The organism is Caulobacter sp. SRI_008, from assembly GCF_057586355.1.
In genome coordinates this window covers 163,651-187,087 of the sequence record NZ_JBYCZS010000009.1, presented here as the reverse complement: position 1 = coordinate 187,087, position 23,437 = coordinate 163,651, and the positions used below count along the sequence as shown (strand labels likewise).

The window sequence follows — 23,437 nt, the reverse complement described above, 5'->3', positions numbered from 1 at the left end:
CCGCTCGATCGCATCCCGCCGCCGCATGGTCGCTGGCCGCGCGCCCCTTCGGTGCGGCGAGACGGGGTTATTATGCAGCGGTTCTGAGCGCGTCTGATCCAGGGCGGTGGGAAAGTTGTAAGGGTTTGGATTGGTTGGGTTTTGGTTTGCCCCGGGCGGGGATCCAGCTTCGTCTATCCCCGTCCGCGCCCCCCCAACCCGTAAAATCCCCGCGAAAGCGGGGACCCAGGCTTTTTCTGAAACGCGTGGCGCTCGACGATAAAACACCTGGGTCCCCGCTTTCGCGGGGATTTTACGGAGGAGGAGGGATGCGCTGAGCCCAGTCTCGCCCCCTCCGTCACGGCGCTGATAGCGCCGCGCCACCTCCCCCGTTTCACGGGGGAGGAGCGAAGTCGGCGTCCGCTTTCTGAGAGACCCCTCACCCGACCTCGCTCCGCGAGGCCACCCTCTCCCGCAAGGGGAGAGGGAACAGGCGGTGCGTTTCAGAAAAAGCCTGGGTCCCCGCTTTCGCGGGGATTTTACGGGGGAGGGGCGTTCGGCGCACCTCTCCCGTAAGGGGGGAGGGATCAGGCGCCTTCCCGGATCCCCGACAGCAGCCGCTGCGCCTGCTCGATCAGGGCCTGGCGGCGTTCGGCCGCTTCGGCGTGCTGGCGTTCGACCAGTGCGATGTCGGCGGCGCAGTGTGGGCAGTCGGTTTCGTGGGGCCAGACATACTGGTCGCAGGAGCGGCAGACGTTCAGCCGCGGCGGCAGGGCGCCGCCGGCTTCCGAGCGTTCGCGATGATGCACGTGCACGGCGGCCGGGTCGCGGATGGGCAGGGGGACGGTCTGGGCGCCGGGGATGGGTTCGCGCACCAGGGCGAACTCGCCGACGGCGAAGCTGTCGGGCGGGGCGTCCTTGACCTTGGTCACCCGCTCGCGCCAGCCATGCTTGGCCAAGTCGAGCACACGGTGATGGCAGTAGGGATTGTCGCCGCGCTTGCCCAGCAGGGATTCCGAGGTCCAGGTGCAGCCGGCCCGGCAGACGTCGGCGTAGTAGCAGGTGCGGCAGTAGCCGTAGAGCTCCTCGACGTCGCGCACGCGGCCGAAGGCCATCTTTTCGCTGTAGCGCCAGATGTCCTCGATGCTCATCTCGCGCACGTTGCCGGCGGCGTAGAGCGAGGTGGCCAGGGACGGGCAGCCCTTGATCGTGCCGTCGGCCTCGATGCCGATGCCGCCCTGGCCGGCGGCGCAGCCGGTCCAGTGGTCGGTGTCGTCGCCCAGCCCGCGCCACATCCGCTCGTAGGGGCCGAAATAGCCGACATTGTTGCCGACGATCATCAGCAGGCCGCGCTCCAGCCCCTCGCGGTACAGGCGCGCCAGCAGGGGCATGACGTCGAGCAGCTGGTAGGGCTGGAGCAGCAGGCCGGGATTGTCGACGGCGTTGCCCATGGCCACGGTCAGCTGGATCTGCCAGTGGGTGGCCCCCGCGGCGATGATCCGCTCCATCAGTTCGGGCAGGTGCTGGGCGGTCTCGGCGCCGATCTGGGTGTTGACCGAGACGGCCAGGCCCCGGGCCTTGGCCCGTTGCAGGGCGCTGATCGCCTGGTCGTAGGAGCCGGGCACGCCGCGCACCCGGTCGTGCAGCTCGGGCAGGCCGTCGATTGACACGCCGACGCCTTGCAGGCCCGCGTCGGCCGCCTCGTCCAGCCGCTTGTCGGTGAGATTGCGGGCGCCGGTCTGGATGGCGGTGCGGATGCCGTTCTGGCGGCTCCGGCGGATCAGCTCGATCCAGTCGCGGCGCAGATAGGCCTCGCCGCCGATCAGGGTGATCTCGCGCGTGCCCAGGGCCGCCAGGTGATCGATCAGGTCGAGAGCTTCTTCGGTGTTGAGCTCGTCCGGCCGGGGGCGCCCGGCCCGCGAGCCGCAGTGCTGGCACTTGAGATTGCAGGCCAGGGTGACTTCCCAGACCACGTGCACCGGCACCAGATCAACATGATCGCGATCCGTCCGGTAACGCACCGACTTGCCTTCCGGCGGCGCGTAGGGATCCCGCAGGAGCGCTCCATGCGTAGATGCTCCTTCTGCGGAGGCCTCTTGTACGGACGCCCCGTGCAAGGATGGAAGAGTGTCGGTCATGCGCGTTCCTTCCCCGAAACGCCCTGAGACGCGGGGATGCGGGCGCTTCCGCCGGCCCATCGAAGAGCGGCGGAAACGCCGCCCCGTCAGTAGCTCTTCTTGCCTTCCAGCTTGGCGATCTCGAGCTTGAGCAGCGCCAGCAGGGTGGGGATGTCGCCGTATTCGTCGAGGTGGGCCTGGGTCGCGGCTTCGGCTTCCTTCAGGCGCGACAGCTCGCCGGAGGCGATGGCGTCGGTCACGGCGACGCCGTAGGGTTTGATGCTCATGGTGCGTCAGGCCTCGAGCTTGGCGATTTCGAGTTTCAGGGCGGCCAGCAGGGTCGGCACGTCGCCGTACTGCAGGACGTGAGCCTCGGCCTCGGCGGCCAGCTTCTTCAGCGTGTCGAGGTCGCCGGAGGCGACGGCGTCGGTGATGGCGCCGCCATAGAGCGGTCGGAAGGACGACATGACGTTTTCTCCCCACGGGCGCGCCGGTCGGTCCGCCGGTCGCGCGGTTGCGTGCTCGGCGCGGTTGGCGCGCCGATGGTCCTTAAGCTGACGGGCACTTGTGGGGAGCGGCACGCGACTTGGCCGCGGTCCGACGCGGCGCAAGGCCGACCCCCAACGCTTCGAGGGTCAGCCAGCCGCTACGGAATGTCAATTTAAGATTGTATATAGAAAATGTGTAATCTTGGGTGTTTTTACACAGCCGGGCCGGTTTCCACCGGCGCGTCGTCGCGGCCGCCCCATTCGGTCCACGAGCCGTCGTAGACCGCCGCGCGCGGCTTGCCGAGGCGGTGCAGGGCCAGCGAGACCACCGAGGCGGTGATGCCCGAGCCGCAGGTCGTGGCGATCGGCTTTTCGATGTCGACGCCGGCGTCGGCGAAGACGGTCTTCAGCTGTTCGGCGGGCAGCATGGTCGCGTCGGCCGCCAGGATCGCCGCCAGCGGGATGTTGCGCGAGCCGGGAATGTGACCGCTCTTGAGGCCGGCGCGGGGCTCGGGAACCTCGCCGTTGAAGCGCGGCGCGGCGCGGGCGTCGATCACCTGTTCGCGGCCGGTTTCCAGGTTGCGCTTGATCTGGTCGAAGCTACGCACGAGGTCGGCCTGCAGGCGCGGGGTGAAGTGGCGCTCCTGCGGGGCGGCGGGACCGTCTTCCAGCGGACGGTCCTCGGCGATCCACTTGGGCAGGCCGCCGTCCAGCACCACGACATCCTCGTGGCCCATGACGCGAAAGTTCCACCACACGCGGGCGGCCGGCAGGATGCCGGTGCTGTCGTAGACGACGATGCGCGCGCCGTCGCCGAGGCCCAGCTTGCGCACCCGAGAAGCGAACTTCACGCCGCTGGCCAGCATGTGCGGCAGGGGCGAGGTCTCGTCGGCTATTTCGTCGATGTCGAAGAACACCGCGCCGGGGATGTGGCCGGCCTCGAATTCCTCTTTCGGGTCGCGCGGCGTGCCGGGCATGAACCACGAGGCGTCGACGATGCGCACGTCCGGGGCGTCGAGGTGGTCGGCCAGCCAGGCGGTCGAGACGAGCGGGTCGATGAGCGTGGCGGACATGACGGGCCTCTTGCGGGCTTGGGAACGCGAGGGCGGCAACTTCACGTGCGTCGCTCGCCCACGCAAGCGCGCCCTTACAGCCAGGGCGGCGTCGGCAGGCCTTTTTCGGCCAGGAAGGCGGGGTTGAAGAGCTTGCTCTGGTAGCGCGAGCCGTGGTCGCAGAGGATGGTCACGATGGTGTGGCCGGGGCCCAGGTCCCTGGCCAGGCGCACGGCGCCGGCGACGTTGATCCCCGTGGAGCCGCCCAGGCACAGGCCCTCGTGTTGCACCAGGTCGAAGATCTGCTCCATCATCTCCTCGTCGGAGACGCGGTAGGGATGGTCGATGGCCAGGCCTTCGAGGTTGGCGGTGATGCGGCCCTGGCCGATGCCCTCGCTGATCGAGTTGCCCTCGGCCTTCAGTTCGCCGTCGGCGTACCAGCTGTAGAGCGAGGCGCCGCCCGGGTCGGCCAGGCCGATCTTCACGCCCGGCTTGCGCTCGCGCAGGGCCTGGGCCACGCCCGCCAGGGTGCCGCCCGAGCCGACGGCGCAGATGAAGCCGTCGACCTTGCCGTCGGTCTGCTCCCAGATCTCCGGGCCGGTCGTCTGGTAGTGGGCCTGCCGGTTGGCGACGTTGTCGAACTGGTTGGCCCAGATCGCGCCGTTCGGCTCGGTCTTGGCCAGCTCCTCGGCCAGGCGGCCGGAATAGCGGACGTAGTTGTCGGGGTTGGAGTAGGGGACGGCGTCCACCTCGACCAGCTCGGCGCCGAGCAGGCGGATGGCGTCCTTTTTCTCCTGGCTCTGGGTGCGCGGGATGACGATCGTCGTCTTGTAGCCCAGGGCCGAGGCGACCATGGCCAGGCCGATGCCGGTGTTGCCGGCCGTGCCTTCGACCACCCGGCCGCCCGGGCGCAGCAGGCCCTTGGCTTCGGCGTCGCGGATGATGCTGAGCGCGGCGCGGTCCTTCACCGACTGGCCGGGGTTCATGAACTCGGCCTTGCCCAGGATCTCGCAGCCGGTGGCCTCGCTGGCGCGGTTCAGGCGGATCAGCGGCGTGTTGCCGATGGCTTCGAGAACGTTGGGCGTGACGGGCATGGTCGAAATCTTACGTCTTCGCGCGGGAAAGCGCCGTTAGGGCCAGGGTAGATCGCGATGCGGCCGCCCGGATCAATCCAGATTTCCTGAAAGCGCCGGTCCAGAGCCTGCCAATTTTGGATGAAGCATCCAAAATTGGCAGGCTCCAGTTTCAAAGATTTGGAGCGCGCCCGGGCGGGTTAGCCGCGCGCACCTAACCCTGGCGCGCTCCGGGCTCAGCATCAGTGCGTCGTCGGCTGGGTCTGGATGACGTTGAGCAGGGCGAGGCCCCCGGCCGTGGCCGTCGCCGCGCACCAGGCCCCGCACAGCCCTTCTATGCCCACGAGGCTGTTCTCAACCGCGTCGGCCATGATGCCCTCGGCCACCAGAGAGGAGGGCTCGCCCAGCAGCTGGTTGTCGTGCAGCTCGCGGCACCAGGCGCCGACCGCCTCGGTCGGCGTCTCGGCGTCGAACTGCGAGAGGTAGGTGCCGCCGTGATAGTCCAGGACCAGGGTGAAGAGCGACACTGCACGTCTCCTAGCTGCGACTTAGGCCCAATTGAATGACATTGGTCCGCTCCGTGCGGAAGCCCGCTTCGCAATAGGCCAGGTAGAACTTCCAGAGCCGGCGGAAGCGTTCGTCGAAGCCCAGCGGGCGGATGTCGTCCCAGGCCGCTTCGAACCGCTTGCTCCATTGCGACAGGGTGTCGGCGTAGTCCTGGCCAAAGCGCCGGACGTTTTCCCAGGCAAGGCCGGCCCTGTCGGTCTCCTGCTTCAGGCGCTGCTCGCTGGGCAGCATGCCGCCCGGGAACACGTAGCGCTGGATGAAGTCGGTCTGCCGACGGTAGTGGGCGAAGAGCTCGTCGCGGATGGTGATGATCTGCAGGCCGGCCAGGCCGCCGGGCGCCAGCAGATCATGGATCCTGCCGAAATAGGTCGGCCAGTATTCCTCGCCGACCGCCTCGAACATCTCGACCGAGACCACGCCGTCGAAGCGGCCCTGGACGTCGCGATAGTCCACCAGCTGGATGTCGACCTTGTCGGCCAGGCCCTGGGCGAAGAGGCGCTTGCGGGCGAACTCGTGCTGGGCCGGCGAGATGGTGATCGCCGTCACCTTGGCGCCGACCTCCCTGGCCGCGTACTCGGCGAAGCCGCCCCAGCCGCAGCCGATTTCCAGCACGTGCTTGTCGGGCGTCAGGGCGATCGACTGGGCCAGGGCCTCGTACTTGCGGGTCTGGGCGGCCTCCAGCGCGGCGTGGCGATCCTGGTCCCAGAGGGCCGACGAATAGGTCATCGTCGGGTCCAGCCACTGGGCATAGAAAGCGTTGCCCAGGTCGTAGTGGGCGTGGATGTTGCGCTTGGAGCCTTCGCGGTCGTTGCGCCGCGAGCGGTGGAACAGCAGGTTCATCAGCCGCGTCAGCGGATTGCCCTGCACCAGGGCGGCCAGCTTGTCGAAGTTTAGGGCGAAGGCGGTCAGCACGGCCGGAAGGTCGGGGGTGTCCCACTCGCCGGCCATGTAGCCCTCGGCGAAGCCGATGTCGCCCGAGGCGAAAGCCCGCCGGATGAAGCGGTAGTCGCGCACCCGCACCACGGCTTCGGGACCGGGCGTGCGGCCGTCGATGCGGATGGGCTGGCCCGTGGGCAGGACGAAGGTCAGGGACCCGATCGCCCAGTTCTCGCACGCGACCCGGATAGCCGCGCGGAAAGCCGCCGGGGCGGCGCGGAGGTGGTCGTTACGCCAAGAGGCGTGCAGGGTGTCGGTCATCGGCGCTCCCGTCCCGTACCTGGGACAAAATCAGACCCCCAAAAAACCGAGTCTTCAGATGGGAACGTGCGCGGCTGTTCGCCAGGGGATCACTCCCCGGAAGCGTCACCGCGCAATTGGCGATAGGCCTCGAGAGCCCGCGCCCGCGCCTGTCCGTGATCGACGATGGGTCTGGCGTAGCTACGCTTGGCCTCGACCGAAAGATGCGCGGGCGCTGTCCAAGGTTGATGGATGACGCTGTCGGGCAGGTTGGCCAGCTCCGGAACCCACTTGCGGACATAGGCGCCCCTGGGGTCGAACTTCTCGCCCTGGCCGATCGGGTTGAAGATCCGGAAGTAGGGCGAGGCGTCGGCGCCGCTGCCGGCCACCCACTGCCAGTTGCCGACATTGTTGGCGAGGTCGGCGTCGACCAGGGTGTCCCAGAACCAGGACTCGCCGTCGCGCCAGTCGACCAGCAGGTGCTTGATCAGGAACGAGGCGGTGATCATCCGCACCCGGTTGTGCATGAAGCCGGTGGCCCACAGCTCGCGCATGCCCGCATCGACCAGCGGATACCCGGTGCGGCCCTCGATCCAGGCCTCCCGGCCCTTGGGGTTCTCCGTCCAGGGAAAGGCGTCGAACTCGGGCCGGAAGTTGCGCTCCGGCAGCTGGGGCCAGTTGAACAGGATCGAATGGTTGAATTCGCGCCAGCCCACCTCGGACAGGAACTTCTCGATCTCGCCGTGGGGCGCGTCGCCGGCCTCGGCGGCGGTGCGGGCGGCGGCCCAGACCTGGCGCGGACCGATCTCGCCGAAGTGCAGGTGCGGCGACAGGCGCGAGGTGGCCTCCAGGCCCGGCACGTCGCGGCCCTCGCCATAGCCGTCGACGGCGCCTGACAGAAAGTCGTCCAGCCGTTGCAGGGCGCCGGCCTCGCCGGGCGTCCAGATGGAAAAGCCCTTCGACCAGTCGGGCTTGCGCGGATGCAGGCCCCAGCCGTCGAGGGCGTCGCTGTGGGGCCAGTGCTCGGGGGCTTCCAGGCGCTTGGGAGCGCGTTCGACCTCGACATGGGTCAGGTGCGCCCGGGCGGCGCGCCAATAGGGGGTGAAGACCTTGTAGGGCTGCTTGGAGCCGTTCTGCACGGTCCAGGGCTCGTTCAGCAGGCCGGCGATGCAGCTTTCCACCACGACGCCGTCGGCCTTCAGCGCGGTCTTGATCTCGGCGTCGCGGGCGATGGCGGCCGGTTCGTACAGGCGATTCCAGACCACGCCAGCGGCCTGGGCGTGGACGATCACGTCCTTCAGCACCTGCTGCGCCGGGCCACGCCGCAGCACCAGTTTCGAGCCGATCGCTTTCAGGCTTTCGGAGAGCGCCCGCAGCGACTTGTCGAGCCACCACAGGGAGGCCGCGCCCATCGGCCGCACGCCGGGCGTCTCGTCGAGTATGTAGAGCGGGATCACCGGCCGGCCCGTGTCGGCGGCGGCCTTGAGGGCGGGATTGTCGGCCAGGCGCAGGTCGTTGCGCAGCCACACGATGACGGGTCCGGGAACGCCTGGATCGATCCGCACTTGCACCTTTCCGCCGTTGAGGCCACCTGTGGGCCAAATTCAGCGCCTACGTCTGTCGGCCTCACCTTTATTCGGAAGTCCCGCCTTGAGTCAGCCCGTCGCCCCCAACGCCGTCGTCCCCAATTCGGTTGTGGAAGTGAAGACCGAGACCGGCAAGGCCGTTCGTATCGGCAACGCCGAGCGCCTGACCTTCATCGCCGGTCCGTGCCAGATGGAAAGCCGCCAGCATGCGCTGGAGACGGCTCACGCCCTCAAGGAGATCGGCGAGCGCCTGGGCGTCGGCCTGATCTACAAGACCAGCTACGACAAGGCCAACCGCACCTCGGCGACGGCGGCGCGCGGCATCGGCCTCTATGACAGCCTGCCGATCTTCCAGGAGATCCGCGAGGTCACCGGCCTGCCGACCCTGACCGACGTGCACGAGATCAGCCACTGCGCCCCGGTGGCCGAGGCCGTCGACGTCATCCAGATCCCGGCCTTCCTGTGCCGCCAGACCGACCTGCTGCTGGCCGCGGCCGCCACCGGCCGGGCGATCAACATCAAGAAGGGTCAGTTCCTGGCCCCCTGGGACATGAAGAATGTCATCGCCAAGGTCACCGGCGCGGGCAATCCCAACGTCCTGGCCTGCGAGCGCGGCGCCTCGTTCGGCTACAACACCCTGGTCTCCGACATGCGCAGCTTGCCGATCATGAAGGAGATCGGCTGCCCGGTGGTGTTCGACGCCACCCATAGCGTGCAACAGCCGGGCGGGCAGGGCACGTCGTCGGGCGGCCAGCGCGAGTTCGTGCCGGTGCTGGCCCGCGCCGCCGTCTCGATCGGCGTGGCCATGGTGTTCATGGAAACCCACCCCGACCCCGACCACGCTCCGTCGGACGGCCCCAACATGGTGCCGCTGAGCCAGTTCGAAGGCCTGGTGGCCGAACTGCTGGAGTTCGACGCCCTGGCCAAGCGCAAGCTGGCGGCTTGAGGCAGGGCTGTCGGGCGGCGCGTTGCCGCGCCGGTCGAGGGCTTATCATCTATCCAAAGAAGTTCGCCTCCCTCGCCCTCGTGGCGAGGGCCCATGCCGGCGTCTGCTCAGACCTCGGTCGTTCTGCCGAGATCTGAGTGGCGGAACCATGGATCCTGGGCACTAGGCCCAGGAAGGCGGGATTGGGTTGGCCGGGGAAGGTGACGGGTCTTCACGAGAAGCCCTCGCTATTGCCCCTCCATCCCCCTGTGCCATAACCCGCCCATGTCCAGACGCATCGTTCTCGTCACCGGCGGCGCCGGGTTCATCGGCTCCAACATCGTCGCCAAGCTCTGCGAGGATCCGGCGCTCGACGTCGTGGTCTGCGACTGGCTGGGCCAGGCCGCCGAAGGCAAGTGGCGCAACATCGCCAAGCACCCGATCGCCGACTTCGTCGCGCCCGAGCAGCTGTTCGACTGGCTGGCCGTGCGCGGCGACGAGGTCGAGCTGGTGATCCACATGGGCGCGATCTCCTCGACCACCGAGCCGGACGCCGACCTGATCGTGCAGTCCAACTTCGTGCTGTCGCGCGACCTGTGGCGGTGGTGCGCCAGGAACGGCACGCGCCTGATCTACGCCTCGTCGGCCGCCACCTATGGCGACGGCGACCAGGGCTTCGACGGCAAGGACGACATCGACAGCCTGATGGCTCTGCGCCCGCTGAACGCCTACGGCTGGTCCAAGGCGCTGTTCGACGTCTTCGCCGTGCGCGAGGCTGCCCGCGGTCACGCCCCGCCGCAGTGGGTGGGCTTGAAGTTCTTCAACGTCTACGGCCCCAACGAGGACCACAAGGGCGGCATGAAGTCGGTGGTCTGCCAGATCTGGCCGAAGATCCAGGCCGGCGAGGGTGTGCGCCTCTTCAAGTCGCACCATCCCGACTACGAGGACGGCGGCCAGTTGCGCGACTTCGTCTATGTGCGCGACGTCGCCGACGTCATCGCCTGGCTGGCCAAGAGCCCGCACGTCAACGGCGTCTACAATCTCGGCTCGGGCAAGGCCCGCTCGTTCAAGGACCTGGCCGAAGCCACCTTCAGCGCCGTCGCCCGCGAGCCCGAGATCACCTATTTCGACATGCCCGAGGTGCTGCGCGGCAAGTACCAGTACTTCACCCAGGCCGACATGAGCCGCCTGCGCGCGGCCGGCTACAACGCGCCGATGACCTCGCTGGAGGACGGCGTCGCCGACTACGTCGCCGGCTTCCTGAACACGGACGACCCCTACCGCTGACGAGAGGCCCGTCATGACCGCCGATCCCGCCGTTCTCGAAGTCGATTGCTGCGTGGTCGGGGGCGGTCCGGCGGGGATGATGGTCGGGCTGCTGTTGGCCCGGGCCGGGGTGAAGGTCGCGGTGCTTGAGAAGCACGGCGACTTCCTGCGCGATTTCCGGGGCGACACCGTCCATCCCTCGACCCTGCAGGCCGTGGCCGACCTGGGCTGGCTGGACGAGTTTCTGAAGCTGCCGCACACCGAGGTTCGCAGCCTGTCGGCGCAGATCGGCGACGAGACGATCCATCTGGCCGACTTCCATGGCCTGAAGACCGCCGCGCCGTTCGTCGCCCTGATGCCGCAATGGGACTTTCTCGACTTCCTGGCCGGCCAGGGGCGGCGCTATCCGACTTTCGACCTGCGGATGAACGCCGAGGCCCTGGGGGCGATCGAGCTTGGCGGCCGCATCGTCGGCGTGCAGGCGCGCACGCCCGACGGGCCGCTGGAGGTTCGCGCCCGGCTGGTGATCGCCGCCGACGGCCGCCGCTCGCTGTTGCGCGACGCCGCCGCCCTGCCGGTCGAGGACCTGGGCGCGCCGATGGACGTGCTGTGGATGCGGCTGTCCCGCAAGCCGACAGACGACCCGGAGGCGCCGCTGGGCCGCGCCAGCGCCGGGCGGCTGTTCGTCACCATTCCGCGCGAGGGCTACTATCAGTGCGGCTACGTCGCCGCGAAGGGTGGGTTCGACGCGATCAAGGCGGCCGGGATCGAGGCCTTCCGTCGGCAGGTGGCGCAGGCCGCGCCGGCATTGGCCGACCGCGTGGAGGAACTGGCCAGCTTCGACGACGTCCACCTGCTGACCGTCACCGTCGATCGCCTGACGCGGTGGTCCAAGCCGGGTTTGCTGTGCATCGGCGACGCCGCCCACGCCATGTCGCCGGTGGGCGGGGTGGGGATCAATCTGGCGGTCCAGGACGCGATCGCCGCCGCCAACCTCCTGCACGACGCCTTCGCGCTCGACGACGCTGCGCTGGAGGAGCGCGCCCAGGCCGTCCAGCGTCGCCGCCTGCCGCCGACCCGGGCCATGCAGTCGCTGCAGCTGCTGATCCAGAACCGCCTGGTCAGCGCCGCGCTCAGCGGCAGGCCCCTGAAGCCGCCGGCGGTGATGCGGCTCTTCGAGCGCTTCCCACGCCTGCGCCGCATCCCGGCCCGGGTGCTGGGTCTCGGCTTTCGCCTGGAGCGGGTGAGGTCGAAGAACGCCTTTCCCGGTTGACCAAGGGGCACGCTTGCGGAGCCTTGCCGCGCGCGTAACCTGAACCCTGATAAGTCGCCGGGACAGGCGTGCGTCAGGGAGTGGAACATGGTCGGCATCGCCGCCTGGGGCGCCTATGCGCCGCGCCTTCGCCTCAGCCGCAAGGCGGTGGTCGCCGCCAACGCCTGGATCGCGCCCGGCCTTGCCGGCAAGGCCAAGGGCGAGCGGTCGATGGCCAACTGGGACGAAGACGCCCTGACCATGGCCGTCGAGGCCGCCCGCGACGCCCTGGGGCCTGAAGACGAGGGCCGCGCCGCGATCGATGCGGCGATCTTCGCCTCCACGACCGCGCCCTTCGCCGATCGCCAGAACGCCGGGATCCTGGCCGCCGCCCTGACCCTGGAGCCCTCGATCGCCTCGGCCGACGTCACCGGCTCGCAGCGTTGCGGCCTGACGGCCCTGGGCCAGGCCCTGGACGCGGCCGCCGCCGGCAAGCGGGTGCTGGTCGCGGCCGGCGAGCACCGCCGGGCCCGCGCCGCTTCGCCCCAGGAGCTGGACTTCGGCGACGCCGCCGCCGCCTTCGTCGTCTCGCCCGACGGCGCCGCGGCGACGTTCCTCGGCCGGGGCACGGTCACCGACGACTTCGTCGATCACTTCCGGGGCTCGGACGCGCAGTTCGACTATGCCTGGGAGGAACGCTGGATCCGCGACGAGGGGATCGTCAAGCTGGTCCCGCCCGCCATCTGTGACGCGCTGGACGCGGCGGGCGTCTCGGCCGGCGAGGTGGACCACTTCTGCTTCCCTTCGGTCTTCCCCGGCATGGGCGCGACCCTGGCCAAGACGCTGGGCGTTCGCCCCGAAGCTGTCCGCGACACCCTGGCCGCTCAACTGGGCGAGGCCGGCGCCGCCCACGGCCCGCTGCTGCTGGCCCACGCGCTGGAGCAGGCCAAGCCGGGCGAGATCATCCTGGTCGCCCAGTTCGGCCAGGGCGCCGAGGCGCTGGTCTTCCGCGCCGGCGACGGGCCTGGAAACAGTGCGCCCGCCCGCGGGGTGACCGGCGCGCTCGCCGACCGCCAGGAAGAGACCAACTACCTGAAGTTCCTCGTCTTCAACGACCTCGTCGAATGGGACCGGGGCATGCGGGCCGAGAAGGACAACAAGACGGCCCTGACCACGCTCTATCGCAATCGCGACCAGATCCTGGGCCTGGTCGGCGGCCGCTGCCGCGAGACCGGCGTCGTCCAGTTTCCCCGCACCCGCATCTCGGTGGCCCCCAACAATCCGGCCGTCGACACCCAGGAACCGTACCGCTTCGCCGAGCGCCGGGCGCGGGTGCTGACCTATTCCGCCGACTACCTGACCTTCTCGATGAGCCCGCCCAATCACTACGGCATGATCGTCTTCGAGGGCGGCGGGCGGATCATGCTTGACATCACCGACGTGGCGCCGGGCGAGGTCGAGACCGGCCTGCCGGTGAAGATGGTCTTCCGCATCAAGGACCGCGACGAGAAGCGCGGTTTCGTCCGCTACTTCTGGAAGGCCGCGCCGGACCGGACAGCGGTGGCGGCGACCACGGCCCAGGCGGCGGAGTAGGCCGGTGTCAGAGCGCGCGCTTCACGTCGGTGGCGGCGAAGTCCTCGCCCTTGAACAGCAGAGGCAGGCCGCGCGCCTTGGCCAGGGCGTAGGCGAAGCAGTCGCCGAAGTTCAGGCCGTGGCGGCCGGAGCCGTACTTGGCGAAGGCCTGCTGCGCGAGCGCCAACTGCGGCGCGTCGAACGGCGCCAGGCCGACGTCGAATTCGTCGATGAAAAGGCTGATGTTCTCGACCTCGGGCTCGCCTTTTCGCCGCAGGCAGACGACCTGCAGTTCGAGGCGGGTCGCGGTCGACATCAGAAGAGCATCCGCGTCGGCGACGATCTTCATGAACGCGTCCGCCTCGGGCTCATCCCAGAGGATGGCCAGAACCGCGGACGTGTCGAGGATGATCACTTCGGCAGGCCGTCTTCGTCGTACAGCATCTCTTCTGGCGTTCGGGGATCGAGGATCGGAAGCGCGGCCGAACGCTTCTGCAGCTCGGCCATGAAAGCCAGCTTTTCCTCGCGTGTCTTGGCCTGCTGCGTAGGCGGCATGCGATCGCGTTCGGCTCGCACGGCGTGGGCGAACACGTCGCTCAGGCTCACGCCCTTACGATCCGCCAGTTCCTGCGCCAAGCGCAGCGTTTCCTCGTCGTGGATTACCATGCCCATGGGCGCGACGATACACCCGATCAATACGCCCGAGAAGGCGAGCTAAGGGAGACCCACGATGGCCAGCGGCATCCGCGACAAGGTCGCCATTCTCGGCATGGGCTGCAGCAAGTTCGGCGAGCGCTGGGACGCCGGGCCCGACGACCTGATGGTCGAGGCCTATGTCGAGGCGATGGCCGACGCCGGGATCGAGGCCAGCCAGCTCGACGCGGCCTGGTTCTCGACCCACATCGACGAGATCGGCACGGGCAAGGGCGGCACGCCGCTGTCGATCGCGCTGCGCCTGCCCAACATCGCCGTCACCCGGGTGGAGAATTTCTGCGCCTCGGGCTCGGAGGCCTTCCGCGGGGCGGTCTACGCCGTGGCGGCCGGGGCGGCCGACATCGCCCTGGCCGTCGGGGTCGAGAAGCTGAAGGACACCGGCTATGGGGGCCTGCCGTTCGGCGCGCCGGGCACGCTGACGCCGCAGGTCATGCCCAATGGCTCGGCCCCCGGCAACTTCGCCCAGCTGGCCAGCGCCTATCGCGCCAAGCACGGGGTCTCGAAGGAGGATCTGAAGCGGGCCATCGCCCACGTTTCGGTCAAGAGCCACGCCAACGGCGCCAAGAACCCCAAGGCTCACCTGCGCAAAGCCATCACCGCCGAGCAGGCCCTGAACGCGCCGATCATCGCCGAGCCGCTGGGCCTGTTCGACTGCTGCGGCGTCTCGGACGGCGCGGCCGCGGCGATCGTCACCACGCCGGAGATCGCCCGGGCCCTTGGCAAGCACGACCTAGTCACGGTCAAGGCGCTGCAGCTGTCGGTCTCCAACGGCTACGAGAGCCAGTACAACGGCTGGGACGGCAGCCACTTCCACACCGCCCGCATCGCCGCCGGCAAGGCCTACAAGGAGGCCGGCATCGAGCGCCCGCGCGAGCAGATCTCGATGATGGAGGTGCACGACTGCTTCTCGGTGACCGAGCTGGTCACCATGGAGGACCTCTTCATCTCGGCCGAGGGGCGAGGCTGGCGCGACGTGCTGGACGGCTTCTACGATGCCGACGGCGGGGTGCCGTGCCAGATCGACGGCGGCCTCAAGTGCTTCGGCCATCCGATCGGCGCGTCTGGCCTGCGCATGCTCTACGAGATGTACCTGCAGCTTCAGGGACGGGCCGGCGAGCGCCAGCTGCGTGATCCCCTTATCGGCATGACCCATAACCTCGGCGGCGCGCCGGCCAGCAATGTCTGCTCGGTGGCCATCATCGGACGGGAAGGGGCGTAGTGCGCCGCCGCGCTCTGGTGTAGTCGAGGGGCATGGCGGGACGCTTCAAGGGTTTCAAGCGCTGGATCTTCGTCGGATGCGTCCTCTTCCTGGGGACCGTCCTGACGGCGGCGTTCTATTGGCGCTACGACATCCTGCGCACCACCCTCGACCCGAAGGTGCCGTTCCAGACCTACGATCCGCCGCCGGCCCCCAACTACGCCGATCCGGCCGCCTGGGCGCTGCTGCCGAGGGGCGCGACCGGCATGGACCGCGCCGCCGACGTCTTCTTCGTGCACCCGACCACCTTCGACGGCGGGCGGGACTGGAACGCGCCCTACGACCAGCCCAAGGCCAGCCGCTATCTGAACCGCGTGGTGCTGCCCAACTACGCCGCGCCGTTCGCGCGGGTGGGGCGGATCTTCGCGCCGCACTACCGGCAGGCCAGCCTCTACACCTTCCTGACCTTGCGCGACGACGCCCGCGAGGCCCGCCGCTTCGCCTATGGCGACGTGCGCGAGGCCTTCCGCGCCTGGCGCGACCGCTACGACAAGGGCCGGCCGCTGGTGATCGTCGGGGTGGAGCAGGGCGGGAGCCTGGCCGCCCGGCTGGTCGCCGACGAGATCGCGCCCGACCCGGCGATGAAGGCCCGCCTGGCCGGGGTCTATCTGATCGAGACCGCCGTGCCCGCCGACGAATATGTCTCGACCTCGCCGGTCCCGGCCTGCGTGCGCCGCGATGAGGCCGGCTGCGCGGTGGCCTGGGCCTCGCTGACCGACGGCGACTTCCAGAAGGCCCAGGAGCTGCTCGCCCGCTCCCTGACCTGGATCGGCGGCGACCAGCTTGAGAACCTCAACGGCCGCCAGCCGCTGTGCGTCAACCCGGTGTTCGGGGCGCGCACCGACGAGCGCGCTCCGGCCCGCCTGAACCTGGGCGCCGTCAACGCCACGGGCCTGGAATGGGGCGCCCGCCCGGCCTTCCTCAAGCGCCAGGTCTGGGCCCAGTGCGAGAACGGCCTGCTGCACACCGGGAGGCCCAAGTCGCCGTCCCTGCGGGACACCGGCTCGTGGACGGATCGCCGCAAGGTGGACGGCTACAACCTGTTCTGGGCGGATATCGAGGCGGATGCGGCCGCGCGGGTGGCGGCGCTGGGAAAGCGGCCGACGGGCTTAGCTCCTAAGGGACCTCTCCTTCCGTAAAATCCCCGCGAAAGCGGGGACCCAGGCTTTTTCTGCAACCCACGGCGCTCGACGATAAAACACCTGGGTCCCCGCTTTCGCGGGGATTTTACGGGGTGGTGGACTGACGGGAGTGGGGCCGCCGTAGGCCGGCTACCCCGCGTCGTTGAGCCCCGACGCCGGCTTCCAGTCGAACAGCGCTTGCAGCGTGCGCACCGCCTCGCCGCGTGGCGAGGTCAGGCCGGGGTCGCGGGCCAGGATCAGGCGGGCGTCGTCGGCGGCGACGGCGATCAGGTCGCGGTGGGCGACGGGGTCGGCCAGGCGGTAGGCGGGGAAGCCGCTCTGCTTGAGGCCCAGCGGATCGCCGCCGCCGCGCAGCTCCAGGTCCTTCTCGGCGATCTCGAAGCCGTCGTCGGAGCGGCGCAGGATGTCGAGCCGCTGCTGGGCGACTTCCGACAGCGGTGGGTCGTAGAGCAGCACGCAGGAGCTTTCGCGCATGCCCCGTCCCACGCGCCCGCGAAGCTGGTGAAGCTGGGCCAGGCCAAAGCGGTCGGCGTGTTCGATGACCATGATGCTGGCGTTGGGCACGTTGACGCCGACCTCGACCACGGTGGTGGCGACCAGCACCCCGACCTCGCCGTCGACGAAGGCCTGCATGACCGCGTCCTTCTCGGCCGCCGGCATCTGGCCGTGCACCAGGCCGACGCGCGAGCCCAGGATCTTCTTCAGGTCCGCCGCGCGATCCTCGGCCGCCCGCAGGTCCACCTTCTCGGATTCCGAGACCAGCGGGCAGATCCAGAAGGCCTGGGCGCCGCCCTCGATGGCGACCCGCAGGCGATCGACGATCTCGGGCACGCGCGGCGTCGGCGCGGCGCGGGTGGCGACCGGCGTGCGGCCCGGCGGCTTTTCGTCGATGCGCGAGACGTCGAGATCGCCGAACACAGTCAGTTCCAGCGTTCGGGGGATGGGCGTCGCCGACATGGCCAGCAGGTGGACGCCGTCGCCCTTCTCCTGAAGCCGCCGGCGCTCGTTGACGCCGAAGCGGTGCTGCTCGTCGATGATGGTCAGGGCCAGGCTGTTGAAGGCCACATCGTCCTGGAAGAGGGCGTGGGTGCCCACGGCCACGGCGGCCGAGCCGTCGGCCAGCTTCTGGAGCTTGGCGGTTCGCGCCGCGCCCTTGTCGCGGCCGGTCAGCAGAACGACGGCCAGGCCCTGGGCCTCCAGCGGCGGGGCCAGGGTCTCGTAGTGCTGGCGGGCCAGGATCTCGGTCGGGGCCATCAGGGCCGACTGGAATCCGGCGCCGGCCGCGTCGGCCATGGCCAGCATGGCCACCACCGTCTTGCCCGAGCCGACGTCGCCTTGCAGCAGCCGGCTCATCCGCTCGCCGTGGGCGAGGTCGCCGCGCACTTCGGCCAGCGCCCGCACCTGGGCGCCGGTCAGGCGGAAGGGCAGGGCCTTTTCGGCCGCCTCGGCCAGGTCGCCGGAGACGATGCGCGGCCCCGGCTGGGCGCGTTTGCCGGCCTTGCGCTGGGCCAGGGCCAGCTGGTGGGCCAGCAGCTCGTCATAGGCCAGGCGCCGGCGGGCGCGCGACAGCGGCGAGAGGTCGGCTTCGCTTTCGGGGCCATGCAGCCGCTCGAAGGCCTCGCGCCAAGGCGGCAGGCCCTCGCGTTCCAGCCAGGCGGGATCCTGCCACTCGGGCAACTGCGGCGCGCGCGACAGGGCCTCCAGGGCGAACTTGCGGAAGGTGCGCGAAGGCAGGCCCGCCGTGGCGGGGTAGACCGGTTCCACGGGCGGGATCTCGTCGACCCGCTCGGCCTCGAGCATGTAGTCGGGGTGAGCGACCTGGATCTCCGAGCCGTAACGCTCGACCTTGCCGCTGACCGCGCGCCGCGCGCCCACCGGATGCTGGCGCTCCAGGTGCGGGCCGTGGCCCTTGAACCAGGTCAGGGTGACGAAGCCGGTGTCGTCCCAGCCGCGGATCCGCCAGGGCTGGCCGGCGCGCTGCGGCGGCAGGTGGGCGTCGATGGTGACGACGAAGGTCGCCACCTGACCGTCCTGGGCCAGGGCGGCCGTGGTCGGCGTGCGGCGGATCAGGGCCTGGGGCAGGCTGAACAGCACGTCGCGCACCAGCGACCCGGCCAGCCTCTCGACCAGGGGCGCGACGCGAGGCCCCACCCCCTTCAGGGTCGAGATCGCGGCGTACAGCGGAAAGAGCGACTCGGGGCGCATCGGCGGCAGGATAGCCAAGCCGCGCTGTTCCCGTCCCGTTCGCCTTGCGCGAATTTGTGGATCGGCTCGACTGGCGCGTCATTTCACCGAGAGTCGTGCATGCCCTTCGCCACCCATCGCGGCCAGAAGATCCACTACACGGTCGAGGGCCAGGGGCCGCTCGTGGTGCTGCAGCACGGTCTGTTCATGGACGCCGCCAGCTGGCGAGCCAACGGCTTTGTCGCCGCTCTGGCGAGGCGCTTCACGGTGGCCTGCATCGACTCCCTGGGCCATGGGCTCAGCGACAAGCCGTCGGAGCCCTCGCTCTACGACCAGGAACAGAGGGCGGGCGACATCGTGGCCGTGCTCGACGCCCTGGGCGCGGAGAAGGCCCATCTGGTCGGCTATTCGATGGGCGCCTGGATGGCGGTGGGGGTGGCCAAGCATCACCCCGAACGCCTGGCCTCGCTGACCGTCGGCGGCTGGGACTTGGTCAATGGCGTGCCCAAGGGACCGGCCGGACCGATCCGCTTCGACATCTTCTGGGGCTTCTCCCAGCAGGTCGCGCCGGCGCTGGTGGCCTGGGTCACGCCGGAGATCGTGCCGGCGATGCAGGCCTGCTTCGAAGCGCTGGGCCAATTGGACGGCGCGCCCGAGGCGGTGCTCGGGGCGGGCGTTCCGGTGCTGCTGTGGGACGGGATCGCCGATCCCTATCACGGGCCGTCCCAAGCCTTCGCGGCGGAGAACGGTCTGCCGTTCGTGTCGACGGCCGGCGATCACCTGGGGGCGATCATCACGCCGGCCTCTGACGTGGTCGAGCGGCTCGGCGAGTTCTTCGCCGAGGCTCGAGGTTAGTCTTTAGGCGCTTCGGGGGACGGTTCGGGGTTGCCGACCGGCGACAGCGCCGCCAGCAGATCGGCCAGTTCGTCGGCGCGGGCGGCGCCCGAGACGTTCAGGCGCACGTAGAGATATTCAGCCGCATGCTTCTCGACGGCTTCGGAAAAGCCGCGCGTGGAGTCATGCAGATTGTTGGCTTCGCCAGCGAACACCACGTCGCCTTCGGCGTTGAGATACAGGTAATTGCCAGCGATCGTGGTCCGCGGGTCGCGATCCTCGGCCAGCTTGTAGCGATAGACGGCGCCGGAGGCGCCTTTCAGGTCGATATAGGGTTTCACGAATCCTCGCCTCTAGACACACGGCGTAGCCCGGAGGCGTGCCGGGCGCCAGAGGCCAAATTATGGCTGCAAGCTTCGCAATTTACTGAGAAACCTTTGGGTACGTTCCTGACGGGGCGATGCGAAAAGCTCCGCCGACGGTCCCGCTTCGAGAATACGGCCCTCGTCCATGAAGATCGTGCGGTCGGCGACCTCGCGCGCGAACTCCATCTGATGGGTGACGATGACCATGGTTCGCTTCTCGGCGGCGAGGTCGCGGATCACCGCCAGCACCTCGCCCACCAGCTCCGGATCGAGGGCCGAGGTCGGCTCGTCGAACAGGATGACCTCGGGGTCCATGGCCAGGGCCCGGGCGATGGCGCAGCGCTGCTGCTGGCCGCCGGAGAGGGCGCGGGGATAGGCGTCGGCGCGATGGGCGAGGCCGACCTTGGTCAGCAGGGCCAGGGCCTTCTCGCGGGCCTTGGCGGGCGGATCGCCGCGCACCACGATCGGCGCCTCGGCGACGTTCTGCGCCGCGGTGCGATGCGGGAAGAGGTTGAAGCTCTGGAACACGAAGCCGACCCGGCCCTTCAGCGCCCGGGCCAGGGGAACCTTGCCGCCGGCCGCGACGCCGGCGATCGACAGCGTGCCGCCGTCCAGCGCCTCCAGTCCGGCCAGGCACCGCAGCAGGGTGCTCTTGCCCGAGCCGCTGGGACCGATGACGGCCACCACCTCGCCAGGGGCGACGTCGAGGTCGACGCCGTCCAGCACCGTGGTGTCGCCGAACCGCTTGACGAGGCCCTGGGCCAGGATGGCGCTCATCGGCGGGCCTCCGCACGGCGTTCCAGCCAGCCCTGGCCCAGGGCGAGCAGGCTGGAGACGATCCAGTAGATGGCCGCGGCGCTGAGATACATGGCGAAGATCTCGTAGGTGCGGGCGGTGATCAGCTGGGCCTGGCGGAACAGTTCGGGCACCTGGATGGTGGCGGCCAGGGAGGTGTCCTTCACCAGGCTGATGAAGCTGTTGGACAGCGGGGCCACGGCGGTGCGGGCCGCTTGGGGCAGGATGATGCGGCGCATGGCCTGGCCGCGGGTCAGGCCCAGCACGGCGGCGGCCTCCCATTGTCCCTTGTCGACGGCGGCGATGGCGCTGCGCAGGATCTCGCCGGCATAGGCTGCGACGTTCAGCGAAAAGCCGATGCCGGCCGCGACCAGCGGCGGCAGTTCCAGCCCCAGCTGCGGCAGGCCGTAGTAGATCAGGAACAGCTGCACCAGCAGCGGCGTCCCCCGGAAGGCCGAGACATAGATCGCCGCCGGCCAGCGCAGCAGCGGCGATCGCGACAGCCGCATCAAGGCCAGGCCAAAACCGAGCACGAGGCCCAGGCCCATGCCGATCAGGCTGAGCGCCACGGTGTAGACCGCGCCTTTCAGCAGCAGCGGGGTCGACTGGGCGATGAGCTCGGCGGCGGTCATCGGCTACAGCGTCACGTCCTGGGCGAACCATTTCTGCGAGATGGCGGCCAGCCGGCCGTCGGCGCGCAGGGCGTCGATGGCCTGGTCGATCAGCACCTTCAGGGCGGGATCGCGCTTCATGACCACGCCCTGGCTCTGCGGGGCGAAGGGCGGGCCTGCGGCGACGAGGTCGGGGGCGGTCTTCAGGAAGTCGGCGGCGACCAGGCGGTCGTTCAGCACCGCGTCGATGCGACCGGCCCGCAGGTCCTGGTACTTGGTCGGATCGTCGTCATAGGTGCGGATCTGCGCTTTCGGCTGGTTGTCGCGCAGCCACTGCTCGTAGTGGGTGCCCAGGCCCACGCCGACCTTCTTGCCGGCCAGGTCGGCGGGGCCGACGACGCCGCCCTTGCCCTTGGGCGTGATGATCAGGATGCCCGAGACCGTGTAGGGCTTGGAGAAGTCGTACTTGGCCTCGCGCTCGGGCGTGATGGTGATCTGGTTGATGACGACGTCGGTGCGGCCCGACTCGAGCGCGCCCAGCAGGCCGGCGAACGGCGCGGGGAAGAACTCGGGTTTCACCTTCATCTGCTCGGCCAGGGCCCTGGCGAAGTCGACGTCGAAGCCGGTCAGCTGGCCGTCGGCGCCCTGGAAATTGAACGGCGGATAGGTGCCTTCCAGGCCGATACGGAGGGTCTTGGTCGCCTCGACCCGCGCCGCGCCGCTCTGGCCCGCGCCGGCCTCCTTGCCGCCGCAGCCGGCCAAGGTGAGGGCGCTTCCGGCGCCCAGGCCCAGCAGGACGTCACGACGGGCAAGGAATCGCATGGCGGGCCTCGAAGCAAAGGTCATCAGCGCAGTTCTATACCGAGGCTTGGCCGCCGCCAGGGGGAAGACGCTTGTGTGACCGTCGATGCGCGACCTGACGGCGATTTAACCTGACGCGGAGCATCGGCTCTGGCTTGCTGCCGCCAGTTTCAGTTGGGGGACTTGAAAGATGGCCCAGAGCTTCGATCCGGCGGCGGCCACCGCCGCCTATCTGGCGCAGCTGCCGCCCGAGGCCCACGCCAAGGCGACGGCCTACACCCAGGGCGGCCACTGGCTGCTGCTGTGGGGCGCGCTGGTCGCCATCCTCGTCTCGTTCCTGATCGTCCGCAGCGGCCTGCTGACCGGGCTGCGGCGCAAGGTCGAGGGGCGGCGCACGCGGCCCGTGCTGGCCAGTTTCGTGGTCGGGGTCGTCTATCTGGTCGTCGACAGCGTGCTGTCGCTGCCGTGGGCGGTCTACAGCCAGTGGTGGCGGCAGAAGCAGTACGGCCTGACCAGCCAGGCCTTCAGCGGCTGGCTGATCGAGGGCGCGATCTCTCTGGCCATCACCGCCGTGATCGGCGGCCTGTTCTTCACGCTGCTCTACGCCCTGATCCGAAAGGCGCCGCGCACCTGGTGGGTGTGGAGCGGCGGCCTGACGGCGGTGTTTATCGCCGCCAGCCTCTTGCTGGCGCCGCTCTATATCGAGCCGATCTTCAACCACTACACGCCCGCGCCCGCCGGTCCGGTGCGCGACGAGGTCGCAGCCATGGCCAAGACCGTCGGCGTGCCGTCCGACAAGATCTTCGTCTATGACGGCTCAAAGCAGTCCAACGCCTATACCGCCAACGTCTCGGGCCTGTTCGGCTCGGCCCGCGTCGCCATGAGCGACACCATGTTCAAGAAGGGCGCGGACATCGCCGAGGTGCGCGGCGTAGTCGGCCACGAGATGGGCCACTACGCCCATCAGCATTCGATCTGGATCGCCGGGGTCATGAGCCTGCTGGCGATCGCCGCCTTCTTCCTGGTCGACCGCCTGTTCGCCCCGGCCGCGCGCCTGCTGGGCGCCGACCAGGTCAGGGGCGTGGCCGATCCGGCCGGCCTGCCGGTGCTGAGCGCCGTGCTGACCGTGCTGTTCCTGCTGGCGACGCCGGTGACCAGCAGCCTGATCCGCATCGCCGAAAGTGACGCCGACCGCTTCAGCCTGGTGCACTTCAACGAGCCGGACGGCCTGGCCAAGGCCCTGGTCAAGACCATCGAATACCGCGCCGCCACGCCGGGCCGGCTGGAGGAGATCATCTTCTACGACCATCCCGCCGTCGGCCGCCGGATCCAGCGGGCGATGGACTGGAAGGCGGCGCATCCGAAGGCTTCGCCGACCGCGGCGCTCGACGCGGCGGCCAGGGCGGCCTTCGTGGGCCGTACGGTGATGTTGCCGCCGCCCATGCCCGTGGGGACGGGCGGCGTCGTTCTAAAAGCCGACGGTTCGTGGTTTCAGCGGCACGACTTCGGTGTGGAGCAGGGGCGCTATGCGATCGACGGCGGCAGGCTGTGCCTGACTTCCGAGAAGGGCGCGCGCACCTGCTACGCGATGGGCCGCAACGGCCAGGGCTGGACCCTGGCCGCCGAGGGCGGAGCGCCGGTTTCGGTGACGCTGGAGCCGATCGCCTGACGGCGTTCCGG

Annotated in this window: 23 protein-coding genes; 8 read left to right on the top strand and 15 right to left on the bottom strand. The window is 69.4% G+C overall.

Annotated elements, in window-relative coordinates; translation table 11 throughout:
- Window positions 1-566: 566 nt before the first annotated feature.
- From AC2YHT_RS10420 to AC2YHT_RS10385, 8 genes are all read right to left on the bottom strand, one after another.
- On the bottom strand, window positions 567-2,000 hold the full coding sequence (locus AC2YHT_RS10420) for a GDL motif peptide-associated radical SAM/SPASM maturase (protein ID WP_487289593.1): 1,434 nt from the start codon (window positions 1,998-2,000) through the stop codon (window positions 567-569).
- Between the two features lie 203 nt (window positions 2,001-2,203).
- Window positions 2,204-2,383 carry a DUF1843 domain-containing protein gene (locus tag AC2YHT_RS10415; RefSeq protein ID WP_487289592.1) on the bottom strand — a complete coding sequence of 60 codons (180 nt, stop codon included), beginning with the start codon at window positions 2,381-2,383 and terminating at the stop codon, window positions 2,204-2,206.
- A gap of 6 nt (window positions 2,384-2,389) precedes the next feature.
- On the bottom strand, window positions 2,390-2,563 hold the full coding sequence (locus AC2YHT_RS10410; RefSeq protein ID WP_487289591.1) for a DUF1843 domain-containing protein: 174 nt from the start codon (window positions 2,561-2,563) through the stop codon (window positions 2,390-2,392).
- A gap of 233 nt (window positions 2,564-2,796) precedes the next feature.
- Entirely contained in the window at window positions 2,797-3,657 is an 861-nt protein-coding gene (gene sseA, locus AC2YHT_RS10405) for a 3-mercaptopyruvate sulfurtransferase (protein WP_487289590.1), read from the bottom strand.
- Between the two features lie 74 nt (window positions 3,658-3,731).
- The gene (locus AC2YHT_RS10400) at window positions 3,732-4,730 is read right to left on the bottom strand and encodes a cysteine synthase A (RefSeq protein ID WP_487289589.1); all 999 of its coding nucleotides are present in this window, start codon (window positions 4,728-4,730) and stop codon (window positions 3,732-3,734) included.
- A 221-nt stretch (window positions 4,731-4,951) separates the two neighbouring features.
- Entirely contained in the window at window positions 4,952-5,236 is a 285-nt protein-coding gene (locus AC2YHT_RS10395) for a hypothetical protein (protein ID WP_487289588.1), read from the bottom strand.
- A 10-nt stretch (window positions 5,237-5,246) separates the two neighbouring features.
- Entirely contained in the window at window positions 5,247-6,473 is a 1,227-nt protein-coding gene (locus AC2YHT_RS10390; protein WP_487289587.1) for a class I SAM-dependent methyltransferase, read from the bottom strand.
- 89 nt (window positions 6,474-6,562) lie between these two features.
- On the bottom strand, window positions 6,563-8,023 hold the full coding sequence (locus tag AC2YHT_RS10385; protein ID WP_487289586.1) for a cryptochrome/photolyase family protein: 1,461 nt from the start codon (window positions 8,021-8,023) through the stop codon (window positions 6,563-6,565).
- A 79-nt stretch (window positions 8,024-8,102) separates the two neighbouring features.
- Between AC2YHT_RS10385 and kdsA the strand changes: the two genes are divergently transcribed.
- The 4 genes from kdsA (at window position 8,103) to AC2YHT_RS10365 (ending at window position 13,074) form a co-directional block, all read left to right on the top strand.
- The gene (kdsA, locus tag AC2YHT_RS10380) at window positions 8,103-8,984 is read left to right on the top strand and encodes a 3-deoxy-8-phosphooctulonate synthase (protein ID WP_487289585.1); all 882 of its coding nucleotides are present in this window, start codon (window positions 8,103-8,105) and stop codon (window positions 8,982-8,984) included.
- Window positions 8,985-9,248: 264 nt separating this feature from the next.
- Window positions 9,249-10,250 carry an ADP-glyceromanno-heptose 6-epimerase gene (gene rfaD / locus AC2YHT_RS10375; protein WP_487289584.1) on the top strand — a complete coding sequence of 334 codons (1,002 nt, stop codon included), beginning with the start codon at window positions 9,249-9,251 and terminating at the stop codon, window positions 10,248-10,250.
- Window positions 10,251-10,263: 13 nt separating this feature from the next.
- Window positions 10,264-11,502, top strand: coding sequence for an FAD-dependent oxidoreductase (locus AC2YHT_RS10370; RefSeq protein WP_487289583.1), 1,239 nt, complete (start codon window positions 10,264-10,266; stop codon window positions 11,500-11,502).
- Window positions 11,503-11,589: 87 nt separating this feature from the next.
- Window positions 11,590-13,074: a hydroxymethylglutaryl-CoA synthase family protein gene (locus AC2YHT_RS10365; protein WP_487289582.1), complete on the top strand. Its 1,485-nt coding sequence runs from the start codon at window positions 11,590-11,592 to the stop codon at window positions 13,072-13,074.
- Window positions 13,075-13,081: 7 nt separating this feature from the next.
- Here the strand turns inward: AC2YHT_RS10365 and AC2YHT_RS10360 are convergent, their stop codons facing one another.
- Both AC2YHT_RS10360 and AC2YHT_RS10355 read right to left on the bottom strand, forming a co-directional pair.
- The gene (locus tag AC2YHT_RS10360) at window positions 13,082-13,468 is read right to left on the bottom strand and encodes a type II toxin-antitoxin system VapC family toxin (protein ID WP_487289581.1); all 387 of its coding nucleotides are present in this window, start codon (window positions 13,466-13,468) and stop codon (window positions 13,082-13,084) included.
- The gene (locus tag AC2YHT_RS10355; protein WP_487289580.1) at window positions 13,465-13,725 is read right to left on the bottom strand and encodes a type II toxin-antitoxin system VapB family antitoxin; all 261 of its coding nucleotides are present in this window, start codon (window positions 13,723-13,725) and stop codon (window positions 13,465-13,467) included. The genes AC2YHT_RS10360 and AC2YHT_RS10355 overlap by 4 nt, the downstream gene beginning before the upstream one ends.
- 58 nt (window positions 13,726-13,783) lie before the next feature.
- Between AC2YHT_RS10355 and AC2YHT_RS10350 the strand changes: the two genes are divergently transcribed.
- Both AC2YHT_RS10350 and AC2YHT_RS10345 read left to right on the top strand, forming a co-directional pair.
- Window positions 13,784-14,986: an acetyl-CoA acetyltransferase gene (locus tag AC2YHT_RS10350; RefSeq protein WP_487289578.1), complete on the top strand. Its 1,203-nt coding sequence runs from the start codon at window positions 13,784-13,786 to the stop codon at window positions 14,984-14,986.
- Between the two features lie 32 nt (window positions 14,987-15,018).
- Complete coding sequence (locus AC2YHT_RS10345; protein ID WP_487289576.1) at window positions 15,019-16,164, top strand: DUF3089 domain-containing protein; 1,146 nt, start codon at window positions 15,019-15,021, stop codon at window positions 16,162-16,164.
- Between the two features lie 132 nt (window positions 16,165-16,296).
- Here AC2YHT_RS10345 and recG read toward each other — a convergent pair whose 3' ends face one another.
- Window positions 16,297-18,372, bottom strand: a complete 2,076-nt coding sequence (gene recG, locus AC2YHT_RS10340; protein ID WP_487289594.1) for an ATP-dependent DNA helicase RecG — start codon at window positions 18,370-18,372, stop codon at window positions 16,297-16,299.
- 99 nt (window positions 18,373-18,471) lie between these two features.
- On the opposite strand from recG, the gene AC2YHT_RS10335 reads away from it, so the two are divergent.
- The gene (locus AC2YHT_RS10335; RefSeq protein WP_487289575.1) at window positions 18,472-19,206 is read left to right on the top strand and encodes an alpha/beta fold hydrolase; all 735 of its coding nucleotides are present in this window, start codon (window positions 18,472-18,474) and stop codon (window positions 19,204-19,206) included.
- Here AC2YHT_RS10335 and AC2YHT_RS10330 read toward each other — a convergent pair.
- Genes AC2YHT_RS10330 through tcyJ form a run of 4 tightly spaced genes read right to left on the bottom strand, consistent with a single transcriptional unit; the run spans window position 19,203 to window position 21,778 of the window.
- On the bottom strand, window positions 19,203-19,526 hold the full coding sequence (locus tag AC2YHT_RS10330; protein WP_487289574.1) for a hypothetical protein: 324 nt from the start codon (window positions 19,524-19,526) through the stop codon (window positions 19,203-19,205). The two genes, AC2YHT_RS10335 and AC2YHT_RS10330, sit on opposite strands and share 4 nt — an antisense overlap.
- 60 nt (window positions 19,527-19,586) lie before the next feature.
- Window positions 19,587-20,327, bottom strand: coding sequence for an amino acid ABC transporter ATP-binding protein (locus AC2YHT_RS10325; protein ID WP_487289573.1), 741 nt, complete (start codon window positions 20,325-20,327; stop codon window positions 19,587-19,589).
- A complete protein-coding gene (gene tcyL / locus AC2YHT_RS10320; protein ID WP_487289572.1) occupies window positions 20,324-20,977 on the bottom strand; it encodes a cystine ABC transporter permease in 654 nt (217 codons plus the stop codon). Before tcyL ends, AC2YHT_RS10325 begins: the two co-directional genes overlap by 4 nt.
- 3 nt (window positions 20,978-20,980) lie before the next feature.
- On the bottom strand, window positions 20,981-21,778 hold the full coding sequence (tcyJ, locus tag AC2YHT_RS10315; RefSeq protein ID WP_487289571.1) for a cystine ABC transporter substrate-binding protein: 798 nt from the start codon (window positions 21,776-21,778) through the stop codon (window positions 20,981-20,983).
- Window positions 21,779-21,947: 169 nt separating this feature from the next.
- Between tcyJ and AC2YHT_RS10310 the strand changes: the two genes are divergently transcribed.
- Window positions 21,948-23,426, top strand: a complete 1,479-nt coding sequence (locus AC2YHT_RS10310) for a M48 family metallopeptidase (RefSeq protein ID WP_487289570.1) — start codon at window positions 21,948-21,950, stop codon at window positions 23,424-23,426.
- Window positions 23,427-23,437 lie beyond the last annotated feature (11 nt).

Coding starts and splice junctions, on each gene's coding strand:
- AC2YHT_RS10415 (WP_487289592.1), bottom strand. CDS start 2,383: ATGAGCATCAAACCCTACGGCGTCGCCGTGACCGACGCCATCGCCTCC.
- AC2YHT_RS10410 (WP_487289591.1), bottom strand. CDS start 2,563: ATGTCGTCCTTCCGACCGCTCTATGGCGGCGCCATCACCGACGCCGTC.
- sseA (WP_487289590.1), bottom strand. CDS start 3,657: ATGTCCGCCACGCTCATCGACCCGCTCGTCTCGACCGCCTGGCTGGCC.
- AC2YHT_RS10400 (WP_487289589.1), bottom strand. CDS start 4,730: ATGCCCGTCACGCCCAACGTTCTCGAAGCCATCGGCAACACGCCGCTG.
- AC2YHT_RS10390 (WP_487289587.1), bottom strand. CDS start 6,473: ATGACCGACACCCTGCACGCCTCTTGGCGTAACGACCACCTCCGCGCC.
- rfaD (WP_487289584.1), top strand. CDS start 9,249: ATGTCCAGACGCATCGTTCTCGTCACCGGCGGCGCCGGGTTCATCGGC.
- AC2YHT_RS10370 (WP_487289583.1), top strand. CDS start 10,264: ATGACCGCCGATCCCGCCGTTCTCGAAGTCGATTGCTGCGTGGTCGGG.
- AC2YHT_RS10365 (WP_487289582.1), top strand. CDS start 11,590: ATGGTCGGCATCGCCGCCTGGGGCGCCTATGCGCCGCGCCTTCGCCTC.
- AC2YHT_RS10355 (WP_487289580.1), bottom strand. CDS start 13,725: ATGGGCATGGTAATCCACGACGAGGAAACGCTGCGCTTGGCGCAGGAA.
- AC2YHT_RS10350 (WP_487289578.1), top strand. CDS start 13,784: ATGGCCAGCGGCATCCGCGACAAGGTCGCCATTCTCGGCATGGGCTGC.
- AC2YHT_RS10345 (WP_487289576.1), top strand. CDS start 15,019: ATGGCGGGACGCTTCAAGGGTTTCAAGCGCTGGATCTTCGTCGGATGC.
- recG (WP_487289594.1), bottom strand. CDS start 18,372: ATGCGCCCCGAGTCGCTCTTTCCGCTGTACGCCGCGATCTCGACCCTG.
- AC2YHT_RS10335 (WP_487289575.1), top strand. CDS start 18,472: ATGCCCTTCGCCACCCATCGCGGCCAGAAGATCCACTACACGGTCGAG.
- AC2YHT_RS10325 (WP_487289573.1), bottom strand. CDS start 20,327: ATGAGCGCCATCCTGGCCCAGGGCCTCGTCAAGCGGTTCGGCGACACC.
- tcyL (WP_487289572.1), bottom strand. CDS start 20,977: ATGACCGCCGCCGAGCTCATCGCCCAGTCGACCCCGCTGCTGCTGAAA.
- tcyJ (WP_487289571.1), bottom strand. CDS start 21,778: ATGCGATTCCTTGCCCGTCGTGACGTCCTGCTGGGCCTGGGCGCCGGA.
- AC2YHT_RS10310 (WP_487289570.1), top strand. CDS start 21,948: ATGGCCCAGAGCTTCGATCCGGCGGCGGCCACCGCCGCCTATCTGGCG.